Annotated in this window: 14 protein-coding genes; all 14 read left to right on the top strand. The window is 70.8% G+C overall.

Going from position 1 to position 16,063, the window contains the following annotated elements:
* The first annotated feature begins 133 nt into the window (after window positions 1-133).
* The 14 genes from GCL72_RS07700 to GCL72_RS07635 all read left to right on the top strand — a co-directional run bounded on the left by GCL72_RS07700 (window position 134) and on the right by GCL72_RS07635 (window position 16,025).
* On the top strand, window positions 134-1,459 hold the full coding sequence (locus GCL72_RS07700; protein ID WP_153144117.1) for an ABC transporter substrate-binding protein: 1,326 nt from the start codon (window positions 134-136) through the stop codon (window positions 1,457-1,459).
* Entirely contained in the window at window positions 1,456-2,400 is a 945-nt protein-coding gene (locus GCL72_RS07695) for a carbohydrate ABC transporter permease (RefSeq protein ID WP_153144116.1), read from the top strand. The genes GCL72_RS07700 and GCL72_RS07695 overlap by 4 nt, the downstream gene beginning before the upstream one ends.
* A 1-nt stretch (window position 2,401) precedes the next feature.
* Window positions 2,402-3,373, top strand: coding sequence for a carbohydrate ABC transporter permease (locus GCL72_RS07690; RefSeq protein WP_153144115.1), 972 nt, complete (start codon window positions 2,402-2,404; stop codon window positions 3,371-3,373).
* A 5-nt stretch (window positions 3,374-3,378) separates the two neighbouring features.
* Window positions 3,379-4,398 (top strand): hydroxyacid dehydrogenase, encoded by a 1,020-nt coding sequence (locus GCL72_RS07685; RefSeq protein WP_153144114.1) that lies wholly within the window; start codon window positions 3,379-3,381, stop codon window positions 4,396-4,398.
* Window positions 4,395-6,392 (top strand): DUF2264 domain-containing protein, encoded by a 1,998-nt coding sequence (locus GCL72_RS07680; RefSeq protein WP_153144113.1) that lies wholly within the window; start codon window positions 4,395-4,397, stop codon window positions 6,390-6,392. Before GCL72_RS07685 ends, GCL72_RS07680 begins: the two co-directional genes overlap by 4 nt.
* 13 nt (window positions 6,393-6,405) lie before the next feature.
* Window positions 6,406-7,227: a sugar phosphate isomerase/epimerase family protein gene (locus GCL72_RS07675; RefSeq protein ID WP_153144112.1), complete on the top strand. Its 822-nt coding sequence runs from the start codon at window positions 6,406-6,408 to the stop codon at window positions 7,225-7,227.
* Window positions 7,228-7,310: 83 nt separating this feature from the next.
* Window positions 7,311-8,093, top strand: a complete 783-nt coding sequence (locus GCL72_RS07670; protein ID WP_153144111.1) for a DeoR/GlpR family DNA-binding transcription regulator — start codon at window positions 7,311-7,313, stop codon at window positions 8,091-8,093.
* 66 nt (window positions 8,094-8,159) lie between these two features.
* Complete coding sequence (gene galT / locus GCL72_RS07665) at window positions 8,160-9,308, top strand: galactose-1-phosphate uridylyltransferase (RefSeq protein ID WP_246161083.1); 1,149 nt, start codon at window positions 8,160-8,162, stop codon at window positions 9,306-9,308.
* A complete protein-coding gene (gene galK, locus GCL72_RS07660) occupies window positions 9,305-10,543 on the top strand; it encodes a galactokinase (protein ID WP_211365000.1) in 1,239 nt (412 codons plus the stop codon). Before galT ends, galK begins: the two co-directional genes overlap by 4 nt.
* An 85-nt stretch (window positions 10,544-10,628) precedes the next feature.
* The gene (locus GCL72_RS07655) at window positions 10,629-11,846 is read left to right on the top strand and encodes a Gfo/Idh/MocA family protein (protein ID WP_153144201.1); all 1,218 of its coding nucleotides are present in this window, start codon (window positions 10,629-10,631) and stop codon (window positions 11,844-11,846) included.
* A complete protein-coding gene (locus GCL72_RS07650) occupies window positions 11,843-12,535 on the top strand; it encodes a ThuA domain-containing protein (protein ID WP_153144110.1) in 693 nt (230 codons plus the stop codon). Before GCL72_RS07655 ends, GCL72_RS07650 begins: the two co-directional genes overlap by 4 nt.
* On the top strand, window positions 12,520-13,629 hold the full coding sequence (locus GCL72_RS07645) for a Gfo/Idh/MocA family protein (RefSeq protein WP_153144109.1): 1,110 nt from the start codon (window positions 12,520-12,522) through the stop codon (window positions 13,627-13,629). Before GCL72_RS07650 ends, GCL72_RS07645 begins: the two co-directional genes overlap by 16 nt.
* 284 nt (window positions 13,630-13,913) lie before the next feature.
* A complete protein-coding gene (locus GCL72_RS07640) occupies window positions 13,914-15,047 on the top strand; it encodes an ABC transporter substrate-binding protein (RefSeq protein ID WP_246161082.1) in 1,134 nt (377 codons plus the stop codon).
* Window positions 15,048-15,140: 93 nt separating this feature from the next.
* Window positions 15,141-16,025 carry a glycoside hydrolase family 43 protein gene (locus tag GCL72_RS07635; protein WP_153144107.1) on the top strand — a complete coding sequence of 295 codons (885 nt, stop codon included), beginning with the start codon at window positions 15,141-15,143 and terminating at the stop codon, window positions 16,023-16,025.
* Window positions 16,026-16,063 lie beyond the last annotated feature (38 nt).

Below are 16,063 nucleotides of genomic sequence, written 5' to 3'. Positions count from 1 at the left end.
TGAGCGACCTATCTTGAGTGATTGAATGATCGAAAAAATATGTTGCTGATCTATTGACCGAAGCTCGATCACTTCAGCACACTGGCGCATGAGAATGTAATCCAGATCACCAGATCAGGTGTAGGAGGTGCGCATGTCCGGGAGGATCAGCCGACGCGGTGCCCTGGGGCTTGGGCTGTCACTGCCGGTGCTCGGCGGACTGAGCGGCTGCGGCCCGGTGGGGACCTCCGGCGTCGCCCGTAGCGGAAAGACCCAGGTCACCTTCTGGTCCTCCATCCGGGGCAGTCACGAAGTCGTCAAGGCGTTCAACGAGACCCACGACGACGTCGAGGTGGTCTTCAACCAGATCCCCACGGGGGGAGAAGGCGGATACGCCATCCTGCGGAATGCCGCCCGTGCCGGCAACGCTCCAGATGTCGTCACGCTCGAGTACCCTCAGGTGCCGGGTTTCGTCATCGACGGGATCGCCGCCGACATCAGCGATCTGATGGGACAGGACCTTCAGGAGAAAATCCAGCCGGAGGCGCTCGCGCGCACGACCTACGACGGTCGGATCTACTCGGTGCCGAACGACCTCGAGCCGATGCTCCTGCACTATCGCAGTGACGTCTTCGCCGACCGTGGATACGAGGTGCCGACCACGTGGGACGAGTTCGCCGAGCTCGGACGCCGCATCCGTGACGAGGGCGAGGGGGAGAGGATCGCGATCTTCCCCACCAACGGAGGGACATACTTCGCCGGGTGGTGTCAGCAGGCCGGCGGCCAGTGGTTCGAGGCCCGGGACGGTGCCTGGCATGTGGGTCTGGCTGACGAGCCGACTCGGCGGGTCGCAGAGTTCTGGCAACGTCTCATCGACGACGACGTCGTCGCGCTCATGCCCGACGGGCAGGAGTTCGACGCGATGCTCAGCCGCGGCCAGATCCTGACGCGCCTGTCCGGGGCCTGGGACGCCGGGGCCCAGATGTCTGCCCGTCCCGGCCAGTCGGGTCAGTGGGGGATCGCGCCGCTGCCGCAGTGGGAAGCGGGCGCGGGAAGTCTCGGCGATCACGGCGGTTCGACCTTCGCCCTCACCTCAGACAGTCGGGAGCCGGAGGCCGCCATGGAGTTCCTCTCCTGGCAGGTCTCGCATCCCGATTCCATGCGCGCCCGGCTCTCGGCGGGCACGTCCAGCATGTTCCCCGTGGTCGAGGAACTGGTCGGGGTTGCTCGCGAGACGTTCGATGAGTCCTACTACGGCGGCCAGGACATCTACAGCCTGTTCGCCCAGGAAGCGGCGAAGGTGCGCGACGACTGGAACTGGGGGCCGCGGATGACCTCGACGCTGAATGTCATGCAGGACAACTTCGCCCGGGTTCCGGCCACTGACGAGACGTTGGTCGACGCCGTGCGAGCAGCGGAGGCGGGCACGATCCCGGATCTCCGCGCTCTCGGGCTGACGGTCGAGGAGCAGAAGGGATGAGTGCGACGACGATGACCCGAGACGCCGCCTCCGATACGGTGACGGCGGGTCGCCGCCCCCGTGCGCGGGCCTGCGCGCTGCTGATGACGCCGTTCTTCGTGCTGATGGCCGTCGTCTTCATCGCTCCGCTGGTCACTGCCGTCTGGTTGAGCTTCTTCACACAGGACAACGCCGGCCTCGGCTTCGGCGAGCCCGAGCAGGCCTTCGTCGGTCTCCGCAGCTATGCGGCGGTCTTCACCGACCCCACGTTCATGAACTCGCTGGCCCTGATCCTCGTATTCTGCCTGGTCTACATCCCGGTGGTGACAGTGGGGGCGCTGCTCCTGGCGCTTCTCCTCGACACCGGTGTGGCCCGGTTGCGGCCATTCCTCCAGTTGGGCCTGTTCTTGCCCCACGCGGTGCCGGGGATCATCGCCGCGATCATCTGGCTCTACCTCTACACGCCCGGCATCAGTCCGATCACCCGAGCGCTGGCCGGGCTGGATCTGGAGGTGAACTTCCTCGGAGTGTCCATGGTCATCCCGGCGATCGTGAACATCGCCGTCTGGACGTCGTTGGGCTATTACTCGGTGATCTTCTATGCGGCTCTGCAGGCGGTGCCCCGCGAGGTCCTTGAAGCAGCCCGCGTCGACGGTGCCGGGGCGGTGCTGACCTCCGTCCTCGTCAAGATTCCGATGATCCGCTCGTCCGTGGTCATGGTCCTGCTGTTCAGCATGATCTGGACCTTGCAGCTGTTCACCGAACCGATGCTGCTGAGTCAGGCGACGCCGGCGATCAATTCACGGTTCTCGCCGTCGATGTACATCTACGACGCCGCGTTCACTCGCAACAACTACGGACTGGCCGCCGCGGCCTCCGTGGTGCTCATGGTCGCCACCATGCTCCTCTCCTACGGCATGACGCGACTGACCGGCCGGCTGCAGCGACAGGAGGCTTCCTGAGATGACCACCACCGCCAAACCGACGACGGCGAGGCCGGACGCGGGCGCCAAGGACGGCCCCGAGGGTCCCGAGAGCCCTCCCAAGCCCTCCTCCGGGGCCGGTCGCGGCCGACGGTCGGGACCGGCGCATCTCGAGCGCTCTCCGCTGCTCGGACGGGCCATCGTGAATCTGGTACTGGGCGTCTTCGTGATCTACACCCTCGCGCCCGTCCTCTGGCTCTTCTTCGCCGCCACCTCCGACGCTGACGCGCTCTCCTCGGCCCGGGTCTTCTCCCTGGAGGATCCGGTGCTCTGGCAGAACCTGCGAGAACTCTTCGCCACGGACGGTGGGATCTACGGGCGCTGGTATCTCAATACGATCCTCTATGCGGTGGTCGGCGGCATCCTCTCGGCGCTGATCAGCACCGCCTGTGGGTACGCCTTCGAGAAGTACCGCTTCCGGCATCGGGAGAAGCTCTTCGGGCTCGTGCTCGTGGCCGTCATGGTGCCGCAGACCGTTCTGGCGCTCCCGTTGTACCTGATCGCCTCGCAGACCGGGGCGGTCAACACGTTCTGGTCCGTCTTCATCCCGCTGCTCTTCAACCCGTTCGGCGTCTATCTCGCCCGGATCTTCGCCGAAGGCTATGTGCCCGACGAAGTCCTGGATGCCGCACGCGTCGACGGCGCCGGGGAACTGAAGATGTTCTTCTCCGTCGCCCTGAAGATGCTCGCTCCGGGAGTGATGACCGTCTTCCTCTTCCAGCTGACGGCCATCTGGAACAACTTCTTCCTGCCGATGGTCATGCTCTCGGATCAGAAGCTCTACCCGGTGGCGCTGGGGCTCTACAACTGGAACAGCATGGCCACCGTCTCGCCCGAGTATCAGCTGGTGGTGATCGCTGGGTCGTTGCTCGGGCTTCTTCCTCTGATCCTCGCCTTCATGCTGCTCCAGCGCTTCTGGAAGGCCGGGCTGACGGCCGGATCGGTGAAATGAGGAGCATGGCCCGCGAATCCTCCCGCCCTACGGCCCTCCTGGCCATGTCCGAGGACGCCGCCGCTTCGGTGATCGGCGCCACCGGTCGGGCCGAGCTCGACGCCGTGGCCGACCTGCTGAGCGACGAGCCGCTGACGACATTCCGTTCCCCCGGTGCCCGGCGCCTCCTCGCCGAAGCCGAGGTCCTGATCACCGGCTGGGGCTGTCCGCCGATCGACGAGCAGGTCCTGGACGCCGCCCCGCGGCTGGCGGGCGTCTTCCACGCCGCCGGCTCGGTCCGGGGGCATGTGGGGCCGAACTGCTTCGAACGCGGCCTCATCGTCTCCTCTGCGGCGGCGGCCAACGCCCGGCCGGTGGTCGAGTACACCCTGGCGATGATCCTGTTGGAGGGCAAGCGCGTGCTGCCGCGGGCCGCCGAGTATCGGAGGCAGCGCCGGATGCCCTCCCTGGCCGAGACTCACCCCTCAGTCGGGAACAACGGGCTCACCGTGGGCATCCTCTCCGCCTCGATCATCGGTCGCGGCGTGATGCGGCAGCTGCGTCACCACGACGTCGAGGTGCTCCTGGCCGACCCCTTCGTCGACGCCGACACCGCCGCCCGGCACGGGGCGCAGCTGGTGGAGGCCGAGGAGTTGTTCCGGCGCAGCGACGTCGTCAGCCTCCACACGCCGCTGCTGCCCACCACGCGAGGGCTCGTCGGACGGGAGCTCATCTCCTCGATGCAGGACGGGGCGGTGCTGATCAACACCGCGCGCGGAGCCGTCGTCGACCAGGAGGCGCTGACCGAGGCGCTGTTGGCCGGCAGGATCCGCGCTGTGCTGGACGTGACCGATCCGGAGGAGCTGCCCGCCGAGCATCCGCTCTGGGACTCCGAGCACGTGCTCATCACGCCTCATCTGGCCGGGTCTCAGGGCAACGAGCTCGCCCGCCTGCGGGACATGGCCGTCGCCGAGCTGCGCCGCTGGGTCGCGGGGGAGCCGCTCCACCACGCCATCCGTCACGACACGCTGGAGTTGATCGCATGACATTTGCCGTACTCGACACGATCCCCGGATCCCACTTCAACCTGCCGCCGGTCAATCATGAGATCAGTCCCATCACGGGGTTCACGCGTGACCATTGGGAGGCGTGCGCCGATGGGATGCTCTCCGCGGCCTGGCGTTGGAGCTCGCCCCGCGGGGGGCGGTTGGATCTGCCCGGGCGGGCTTCTCGCAATGGGCCCCGCTCCGACGGGCTCGAAGGCTGGGCGCGCACCTTCCTGGCCGCCGCCTTTCGCGTGGCCGGTGCCGACGGTGCAGATCCGCACGGCTGGATGGACCGCTACGCCGCTGGGCTGGTCGCCGGCACAGCGGCTCCCGGCATGGACGATGCCGACTCCTGGCCGGTCATACAAGGTCACGACGTCTTCGGGCAGCCCCTGGTCGAATCGGCCTCCGTGGCCCTCGGGCTGCGGGCCACCCGCCCCTGGCTCTGGGATCGGCTCGACCCCGCGGCCCAGGATCGGGTGGAGTCTTGGCTGCGTGACGCCCTGATCGCCGTGCCGGCACCGAACAACTGGTATCTCTTTCCCCATGCGGTGGCGGGGTTCCTCGAGTCGGTCGGGCGCGGCGACGAGGCCACCGCTCGGGTGCGGCGTCGGGCGCTCGACCTGTTGGACACGTGGCATCTGGGCGAGGGGTGGTACACCGACGGTGACGGCGGGGCCGTCGACCACTACAACGGCTGGGCCTTGCACCTCTATCCGGTCCTCGACGACCTGCTCGCCGCCCGAGAGGCCGGCGAGGATCCGCGACAGCGGCGCAGCGCCTCCGGCGATAGGCTCGCCGAGCACCTGGAGGGTTTCTCCCGGCTCTTCGGCGCCGACGGCGCACCGGTGTACATGGGGCGGTCGATGACCTACCGGTTCGCCGCAGCGGCCTCGGTCGGCCTCGGAGCGGCCACCGGCAACACGCCGCGGAGCGCGGGAGTCTCCCGGCGGATCATCAGCGGCTGTCTGCGCCATTTCCTCGACCACGGCGCCCTCGACGAGCACGGCCTGCTCAGCATGGGCTGGCACGGACCGCACGCGGCGACGCTGCAGCCCTATTCGGGGCCGGCGTCGCCGTACTGGGCGTCGAAGGCGTTCGTCAGTCTCCTGGCTCCCGTCGACGATCCGCTGTGGACGGCGATTGAGGAGCCGGCCCCGGTCGAGCAGGGCGATCGCGTCGTCGCCGTCGAGCCGGCCGGGCTGCTGATCCAGTCCACGCACGACGACGGCGTGGTCCGACTGCACAACCACGGCACCGATCATCTGCGGGTCGAGGCCGGCGAGGGGAGCGTGATGTCGGATCCGCTCTACTCCCGCCAGGCATACTCGACCGGCAGCGGACCGACCGCGGCGGACAACCCGCCGGACAACGACGTCGCGGTGCTCTGGCGGGGCCGCCGCGGCGAGCGAGTGCGCGTCAATCCCCTGGGGGCCGGAGCCGACGGGCGTCAGGGCTGGGCCGCCTCCTGGCACCGGCCGATCTTCGGCGGGCACTCGCCGGCTGTTCCGGGCCTGGCGGTGATCAGCGTGGTGCTGGCCCGCGGATCCCACGAACTGCGCGTGCAGCGGGTGATCGGATGCCCGGACGGCGCAGTGATCGAGGCGGCCGGCTGGGCCCGGCCGGCGCCACCGAGGTCCCCCGGTCCCGTCGGGTCGCAGCCCGACGATCGACCGGCGACGCCGCGGGCCTCGCTCGTCCCGCTCCATGGGTGGGAGACTGCCGACGAAGTCGTCGCACCCGCCGGCACGGCCTTCACCCGCCGGGCGCAGGTGACGCGGCTGCGCGCCGAGCTGTCCGGATCCGGGACATTCGTGGCGCTAGCGGAGCTGGACGGCGTCGGGGCGTCGCCCGCGGAAGTCGTCGACGTCGTGGCCGATCTCCAGGTCTGCCGGGACGAGGTTCTGGTTCGATGGGCGGGGGAGGATGGTCCGATCCGGATCGGCCTGGACCCCGTGACGGTTCGGCTGCCCGCCCATGACCGTCGTCCCTGAGGAGGAGCACCGCATGAGCTGGAAGTTCGCCGTGAGCACGCTCGGCATCCCGGCCGCGCCGATCGACGAGGCGATCGCCGTCGCCGTCGACGGCGGCTGCGAAGGGCTGGAGCTGCGGGTGCACGCCGACGAGGCGCTGCACCTGGGCATCCGCGACGACGACGCCGTCGACGTCGGCCGCCGGGTCCGGGCCGCCGGACTCGCGGTCGCCACGCTGGCCGGCTACGTGCGGATCTGCTCGCCGGAGGACGACGCCGAGGTCCTCGCCGAGCTGCGCGGACTCATCCGGCTGGCCGAGCGCGTCGGCGCGGAGAACATCCGCGTCTTCCCCGGCGGCGGCACCGATCCGTCGGCCCCGCGCGGCGCGGCCGAGGCCGACGAGCTGCGCGTCGCCCAGCGGGACCGGGCGCGACGGCGGATCTCCGCGGTGCTGGACGACCTGCGCGCCGCCGGGGTGCGCCTGCTCGTCGAGACCCACGATTCCCATCCGACCGGCGCGACGACGGTGGAGCTGGTCGAAGGGCTGGCCGATCCGTCGCTCGTCGGCGTCCTGTGGGACGGGCTGCACCCCTGGCGCAGCGGCGAGGACCCGGCGACCACGCGCGCGGTGCTCGGCGACCGCTGCGTCGGCTTCCAGATCAAGGATGCGGTGGCCCGCGACGGGCGCTGGGTGCCGGTCGCGCCCGGGGGCGGCGAGCTGCCCGTCGAGGAGCTGGCCGAGGTGCTGCAGGACTGGTCGGGGTGGGTGTCCTTCGAATGGGAGCGCGCCTGGCATCCGCAGATCGAACCGCTGGTCGAGGTCCTGCCCGCCGCGGCCGAGTGGGTGCGCCGCTGACGCTGATGTCGTTTTGTGTTGGTTTTTGAGGGGATCTGTGTTTGAATAGGTGTGACACAGGTCCCATCGCCAGGAAGGACGACATGCTCGCGGCCCAACGACAGGAGCAGATCGCGCAGCTGGTCGAGCGCGACGGGGCGGTGAGCGTCACCGACCTGGTCGACCATTACGGCGTCTCGGACATGACCATCCGGCGCGACCTGGACGCGCTCGCCGGCGCCGGGCGCGTCACCAAGGTCCACGGCGGCGCCGTCCCGGTGCCGAGTCGGCGCACCGAGGAGCCCGGGTTCGAGGCCAAGATCTCCCGCAGGGAGGCGGAGAAGCAGGCCGTCGCCGACCAGGCGGCGAGCCTCGTCCGTCCGGGCATGGCGGTGGCGCTCTCGGCCGGCACCACCACCTGCGAGCTCGCCCGCCGTCTCCGCGGCGTCGCCGACCTGACGGTGATCACCAACTCCACGCGCGTCTCCGAGGTGCTGCACGCCGCGCCGCGCTCCGACCGCACCGTGCTGCTCACCGGCGGCGAGCGGACGCCGTCGGATGCGCTGGTCGGGCCGCTGGCGGTGGACGCGCTGCGCCGGCTGCACGCCGACGTCGTCTTCCTCGGCACCCACGGGATGTCCGTCGAGGCCGGCTTCACCACGCCCAACGTGATGGAGGCCGAGACGAACCAGGCGCTGCTGGACTGCGCCCACCAGGCGGCGGTCGTCGCCGACAGCGGAAAATGGGGCGTGGTCGGCATCGCCACCTTCGCCGAGCTCGAACGCATCGATCGACTCATCGTCGACGACGGCCTGGGCGAGGATGCGGCGGCGGCGCTGCGCGAGCACATCGACGAGGTCACGCTCGCCGAGGCCGGTTCGAGGTGACCCCGATGGCTCGCGGCGCCGTGCAGCAGACCCCGCATCCTCATCAGACCAGTCAGGAGTGACCCGGTGCATCGAACCCAGGCAGAGCTCGCCGACGGGCGCGAGATCTTCTTCTACGACGACGTCGCCCGTGATCGCGTCGTCGACGACACTCGTGACATCTCGCGCGCCGCCGGCGGCACCGAGCTGCGCCGCGACCCGCTGCTCGGCGAGTGGGTCGCCGTCGCCGCGGCCCGGCAGCACCGCACGCATAAGCCCTCCACGGCGGACTGCCCGCTCTGCCCGACCACCGACGAGCGCGCCACCGAGATCCCGCAGGCCGACTACGACGTCGTCGTCTTCGAGAACCGCTTCCCGTCCTTCGCCGGAGGGGAGCCCCTCGAAGAACACCAGCACGACGCCGCCACGGCCCTGACCGAGGTGCGGGCGCCCGGATCCGGACGCTGCGAGGTCGTCTGCTTCACCCCCGAGCACACCACGTCGATGGCCGAGCTGCCGGTCTCCCGAGTGCGGACCGTCGTCGACGCCTGGGCCGACCGCACCGCCGACCTGCTCGCCCGCGAACAGATCGACCAGGTCTTTTGCTTCGAGAACCGCGGCGAGGAGATCGGGGTGACGCTGCACCACCCCCACGGGCAGATCTACGGCTACCCCTTCACCACCCCGCGCACCCGGCGCATGCTCGAGCAGGCGCGCGCCCATCGGGCCGCCACCGGCGGCGACCTCTTCGCCGACGTGCTCGCCGCCGAGCAGGCCGACGGCGCGCGGATCGTCGCCGCCGGCGAGCACTTCACCGCCTTCGTGCCGGCCTGGGCGCGCTGGCCGGTGGAGGTGCAGATCTTCCCGCACCGCGCGGTGCGCACGCTCGACGAGCTGACCGACGCCGAGCGCGACGACGTCGCCGCCCTCTATCTGGACGTGCTGCGCCGCGGCGACCGGCTCTTCGGACGCCCGCTGCCCTACATCTCCGGCTGGCACCAGGCGCCGAGCTCGGCGGCCGCCGACGACTTCCGCCTGCATCTGCAGATCTTCTCCATCCGTCGGGCGGAGGAGAAGCTGAAGTACCTCGCCGGCTCGGAGTCCGGGATGGGCGTGTTCATCAACGACATCCCGCCCGAGCAGATGGCCGAGCGGCTGCGCGCGGCGGGCGAGGGCGTCGCGGGCGACGCCGCAGACGACAACGCCGACGATGCCGAGGAAGGTGGTCAGCAGTGAGCCGCATCGACGATGCATCCGGCGACGAGGTTTCCCGCGGCGACGCCGAGCGTGCCGCGTCGCTGGACGGGGCGTTCCGCCGGGTCTTCGCGGCGGAGCCCGCGGGTGTCTGGGCCGCGCCCGGCCGGGTGAACCTGATCGGCGAGCACACCGACTACAACGACGGCTTCGTCATGCCCTTCGCCCTGCCGCAGTCGACCTATGTCGCGGCCCGACGGCGCGCGGACGGCCAGGTGCGGGTGCACTCGCTCTTCGCCGAGGAGACCGTCGAGTTCGCCGTCGATGCGCTGCGCCCCGGCGCCGTCGACGGGTGGGCGGGCTACGTCGCCGGCATGATCTGGTCGCTGCGCACTGCCGCCGACGTCGGACTGCCCCTGGAGGGCCCCGGCGGGGCCCCTGTGCTCGGCGGCGTCGACCTGCTCATCGACTCGACCGTGCCGCACGGCGCCGGGCTCTCCTCCTCGGCGGCGCTGGAGTGCTCCGTCGGCCTCGCCGTCGCCGAGCTGCACGGCGTCTCGGCGGAGCCGCTGACGCTGGCGCGGCTGGCCCAGCGCGCGGAGAACGACTTCGTCGGCATGCCGTGCGGACTGATGGACCAGATGATCTCGATGCTCGGCGAGCCGGCGCGCGCCGTGCTCTTCGACACCCGCTCGCTGACGCCGCGGCCGGTCTCGGTCGGCGACCCGGCCGAGGTCGAGGTCCTGGTGGTCGACACCCGCGCCCCGCACCGCCTGGTCGACGGCGAGTACGCCGCCCGGCGCAGCCAGTGCGAGCAGGCCGCCGCTCAGCTCGGCGTCGCCTCGCTGCGGGCGCTCTCCGACCTGGATGAGCCGGCGGAGGAGCTGCTGGCGAGCCTCGACGACGAGCTGCTCCGGCGGCGGGCGCGGCATGTGATCACCGAGAACCGCCGGGTGCTCGAGACCGTGGACCTGCTGGCCGCCGGCGACGTCGCCGCGGCCGGCGAGCGGATGACCGCCTCGCACCGCTCGCTGCGCGAGGACTACGAGGTCACCGTGCCGGAGACCGACGTCGCCGTCGACGCGCTGCTCGACTCCGGAGTGCACGGCGCGCGGATCACCGGCGGCGGTTTCGGCGGCTGCGTGGTGGCCCTGGCGCCGGCCGGGATGCTCGCCCGGGCCCGCTCCGCAGTCCGCGACCGCTATGCCGCCGCCGGCTTCGGCGAGCCGGAGGTCTTCGCGGCCTCGCCGTCGGCCGGGGCCCGCCGCGTGGCGTGAATCCCGCGGCGTGGGAGCCGGTGCGGGCTCGGTGAATCGTTATGATGATCTGGATCACTCCTGCCCCCTCTCCGCTGCGAGGAGAATTCCCGTGTCGAGACCTGTACGCATCGCCGTCGTGGGCCACGCCTTCATGGGCGCGGCCCATATCCACGCCTGGCGCACCGCCCCGCGCTTCTTCGACCTCCCGCGGCATCCCGAGGTGGCCGTCCTGGTCGGCCGGGACGAGGCGCGCACCCGCGCGGCCGCCGACCGGTTGGGCATCGCGGAGATCGAGACCGACTGGCGCGCCGCCGTCGCCCGCGAGGACGTCGACGTCGTCGACATCTGCACGCCCGGCAACACCCACGCGGCCATCGCCGAGGCCGCGCTCGCGGCCGGCAAGCACGTGCTCTGCGAGAAGCCGCTGGCCAACTCCGTCGCCGAGGCCGAGACCATGGCCGCGGCGGCGGAGGAGGCCGCCGGGCGGGGTGTGCGCACCTTCTGCGGCTTCAGCTACCGCCGCACTCCGGCGCTGACCCTGGCCCGGAGGCTGGTGGAGGACGGGCGGCTCGGCGAGATCCGTCACGTGCGGGCGCAGTACCTGCAGGACTGGCTCTCCGACGCCGACGCCCCGCTGAACTGGCGGCTGGACCGGGAGACCGCCGGCAGCGGCGCGCTCGGCGACATCGGTGCCCATTCGGTCGACGCCGCCCAGTGGGTCCTCGGCGACTCGATCGCCGGCGTCTCGGCGCTGCTGCACACCTTCGTCCCCACCCGGCCGGTCTCCGGCGACGCCCAGGGGCTGGGCGGCTCCGGCGACGCCTCCGGCGAGCGGGGGCCGGTCACCGTCGACGACGCCGCGGCGTTCACCGCGCGCTTCGCCGGCGGCGCCGTCGGGGTCTTCGAAGCCACCCGCTATGCACTGGGCCGGCGGAACGCGAACCGGCTGGAGATCAACGGCAGCCGCGGCTCGCTGGCCTTCGACTTCGAGCGGATGAACGAGCTGGAGTTCTTCGACGGCGACGACCCGACGGCCGAGCAGGGCTTCCGCACCATCCACGTCACCGACGCCGACCACCCTTACGCCGGCAACTGGTGGCCGGTCGGCCACGGGCTGGGCTACGGCGACCTCTTCGTCCACCAGGTCGCCGACGTCGTCGCCGCGCTGGACGGCGGCGAGCCGGTCCGCCCCGACTTCCGGGAGGCGCTGGGCGTGCAGCGCGTCCTGCACGCGGTGGAGACCAGCGCCGCCGACGCCAGCCGCTTCACTCCGGTGGCCGGCGTCGGGCCGGACTCTTCGGTCGAGGAGGCCGAAGAATGACCGGGACCGCCCTCATCGTCCGCGGCGGCTGGGAGGGGCATCAGCCCGTCGAGGCCACCGAGTTCTTCCTGCCGTTCCTGCGCGAACACGGCTACGACATCCTCATCCGCGAGTCGCCGGCCGTCTACGCCGACGAGGCCGTGATGGCCGACGTCGACCTGATCGTGCAGTGCGTGTCGATGGGGACCATCACGAGCGAGGAGGTCGCCGGGCTGCGCGCCGCCGTCGCCGCCGGAACCGGGCTGGTCGGCTGGCACGGGGGCATCGCCGACTCCTTCCGCGCCAGCGACGCCTACCTGCAGCTCATCGGCGGGCAGTTCGCCCATCATCCGCCGGTGCCGCCTCAGGAGCGCACCGGTGGGCAGGCGGACTTCTACCTGCGGCACCGTATCGACATCCGCGCCGAGGCCGCCGACCATCCGATCACCCGCGGGCTGGAGAGCTTCGAGCTGACCACGGAGCAGTACTGGGTGCTGCACGATGACCTCGTCGAGGTGCTGGCGACGACCACGCTGCCGCGCCGGGAGTTCGACGAGTGGGAGCGGCCGCATGTGAGCCCGGCGGTCTGGACGCGACGGTGGGGGTCGGGACGGATCGTCGTCTGCACGCCGGGGCACCGGGTCGAGGTGCTGCAGCATCCCAGCGTGCGCACGATCATCGAGCGCGGGATGCTGTGGGCGAGCCGGTGAGCCGCGCCCGACCGCTGCGGATCGGCATGGTCGGCGCCGGGACGATCAGTGGCCAGTACCTGGAGACCATCGCGCGTCTCGAGGATCTGACGCTGACCGCCGTCGCCGATCTCGACGCCGCCCGCGCAGAGTCCGTGGCCGTCGCGCACGGGGCCGCCGCGGAGGATCTGGAAGGGCTGGTGGCCCGGGACGACGTCGACGTCGTGCTGAACCTGACCGTCCCGCAGGCCCATGCCGCAGTCTCCTCGGCGGCCATCGCCGCGGGCAAGGGGGTCTACGCGGAGAAGCCCTTCGCTGCCGACGTCGCCGCCGGCCGGCAGGTGCTGGACGCCGCGCGCGCGGCCGGCGCAGTGGTCGGCGGCGCGCCGGACACTGTGCTGGGCACCGGTGTCCAGACCGCTCGGGCGGCGCTTGACGCCGGCGTGATCGGCACGCCGACGAGCGCGACGGCGACGCTGGTCCTGCCCGGGCACGAGTCCTGGCACCCGAACCCGGACTTCTACTACCAGCCCGGCGGCGGCCCGCTGATGGACATGGGGCCCTACTACCTCACCGCGCTGGTCACCCTGCTGGGGCCGGTGCGCGAGGTGATCGGCGCGGCCTCGGCGCTGCGCGACGAGCGCGTCATCGGTTCCGGGCCGCGGGCCGGCGAACGGATCCCGGTGACCACGCCGAGCCACGTCACCGGCGCGCTGGTGCACGCCTCCGGGGCGATCTCGACAGTGGTGATGAGCTTCGACGGCGCGGCCACCCACACGGCGCCGATCGAGGTGCAGGGCACCGAGGGAGCGCTGTCGGTGCCGGATCCGAATCACTTCTCCGGCCGCGTGACGCTCTCCCGCGACGGCGGCGGCTGGCACGAGATCCCGGTCTCGGCCGGCTACCGGCACGCCGCCCGCGGCTACGGGATCGCCGATCTGCACTGGGCCGGAGCCTTCGACGGCGACCCGCACCGCGGCCGCGCCCAGGGCGAGCTGGGGCTGCATGTGCTCGAGGTGATGGAGGGACTGCTGGTCTCGGCGGAGTCCCGCCGCGCCGTCTCGATGGAGACGACGGTCGAGCGTCCGGCGCCGGTGCCGCTCGACCATCGCTGAGCGACGGTCGTCCGCCGGCATGAGGTGATGCTTCAACAGCATGAAGTCCACCATTGAGTCGTGACTCATGTCACGCCTAGGGTGATGAAACGTTTCACGCCATGGGAGGGTTCTTCATGTCTGTTCATCGTTCAGTGTCGACCGGGCGGTCGCGTCCGCCGCTCGGCACGACCGCGCTCGTCGTCGGTGCGCTCGCCCTGACGTCATGCTCCTCGGGCTCGGAGGCGTCCGGGGGTGGCGAAGATGTGGAACTGAGGTTCGCGTGGTGGGGGAGCGGCCTGCGTGTGCAGCAGACAGAGGAGATCATCGAGGCCTTCGAGAAGGAGAATCCGAGTATCTCGGTGGTGGGGTCCTACGCGGACTTCGGCGGCCACTGGGACCAGCTGGCCACCCAGACGGCCGGGGGAGACGCCCCGGACATCATCCAGATGGACGACAAGTATCTGCGCGAGTATGCGGATCGCGGAGCCCTGCTGGACCTCGCTGACGTCGACACCTCCGCCTTCGACCAGGAGGTGCTGGACAACGGTCGCACCGCGGACGGGCTCTTCGGCATCACCACCGGCATCAATGCGCTGACGCTGGGTGCGAATCCCGAGCTCTTCGACGAGGCCGGCGTCGAGATGCCCGACGACACCACCTGGACATGGGAGGACTTCGCTGAGATCACCGAGGAGCTCAGCACCGGCCTCGACGATGAGTACGGCACCAACGAAACCAACGAGCCCGGCGGATTCCAGGTGTGGCTGCGTCAACAGGGCAAGCACCTGACCACCGAGGAAGGTGAGCTCGGATACGAGGTCGAGGACCTCGCCGCGTACTATGACTACTGGCTGGAGATGATGCATTCGGGGGCCATGCCGTCGGCCGGGCTCATGGCAGAGAACCGTGGGGCGAGCCCCGAGCAGCAGCTCATCCATACCGGCCGGGTTGCCCTGGCGCCCATGTGGTCGAGCTCCTTGGCCGGCATCTCGGAGTCGGCGGGCGTCGAGATGGAGCTGCTGCGCTTTCCGAGCCGGACGGGGCAGGCTCAGGACAACGGTCTCTGGTACAAATCCTCGATGTTCCTCTCCGTCTCCTCAGGGACCGAGCATCCTGAAGAGGCGCAGCAGTTCGTCGACTTCATGGTCAACGACGTCGACGCTGGTCTGCTCGGGCTCACCGACCGGGGGCTCCCGGCGAACACGGAGGTGCGCGAGGCCGTCCTGGACGCCATCGAGGGGCAGGATCTCAAGTCCGCGGAGTTCATCGAGGATATCGAGGATGAGCTGGCCGGACCTGAGCCGGTGCCTGCGCTGGGCTTCTCCACGCTGCAGGACATCATGATGCGCTATGAGGATGAGCTCTATTTCGAGCGTCTGAGCCCGCAGGAGGCCGCCGAGAGCGTGTATCAGGAGATGCAGGAGGCGCTCGAGTGACTCGGCTGGGGTGACCGGTCGTGGGGCACTGTCCTGCCCATCGGCTTGAGTCCTCCGGTCTCGAGGAACGTCGCCCCGGAAGGAGCACCGTGTATGCCGCGCCTCGACGAGATCCAGATCCGCGATCCCTTCGTGCTGCCGGATCCGGCGACGGGGCGGCACCTGCTGGTCGGGTCCACCGATCCGAACATCTGGGGCGGGCCGGCCACGGGCTTCGACGTCTACTCCTCGCCCGACCTGCAGGTCTGGGGCGGCCCGCATCCGGCCTTCCGTCCGCCGTCGGACTTCTGGTCGACGACCCAGTACTGGGCTCCGGAGGTCCACGAGCACCGCGGGCGCTGGTTCCTCTTCGCTACCTTCGGCCACGACGACCCGGCGGTCCGCCGCGGCACCCAGATCCTGGTCGCCGACGAGCCGACCGGACCCTACGCCCCGCACAGCGACGGGCCCGTCACTCCGGCCGACTGGGAGTGCCTGGACGGCACGCTCCACGTGGACGCGCGAGGGCGTCCGTGGATGGTCTTCTGCCATGAATGGGTCCAGATCCGCGACGGCGCGGTCTGCGCGGTTCGGCTCGCCGAGGACCTGACCGCCGCCGTCGGCGAGCCGATCGAGCTGTTCACCGCCTCGCAGGCGCCCTGGGCCGAGGAGATCCGCCCGTCCGGCCACGAGCCGGGCTTCGTCACCGACGGCCCGTTTCTGCACCGCACCGCCGACGGCACGCTGGTCATGCTCTGGGCCAGCTTCCGCGGCGGCCGCTACGCACAGGGGGTCGCGGTCTCGACCACCGGGAGCGTGGAGGGTCCCTGGCGGCACGAGCCGGAGCCGCTCTACACCGCCGACGGCGGCCACGGGATGATCTTCCGGGCGCTCGACGGGCGTCTGCTGCTGGCGCTGCACTCCCCGAACCGCACTCCGGAGGAGCGGGCGATGTTCATCGAGCTGGAGGAGATCCCCGGCGGGCTGCGCCTGCGCTGAGGGCCCGGACCGTCCCGGGGTCCCGGACCTCGGGCAGT

It is taken from the genome of Nesterenkonia halophila (assembly GCF_009467795.1).
In the GTDB taxonomy this organism is placed as follows: Bacteria; Actinomycetota; Actinomycetes; order Actinomycetales; family Micrococcaceae; genus Nesterenkonia; species Nesterenkonia halobia.
This window is presented reverse-complemented; position numbering and strand designations above follow the sequence as displayed.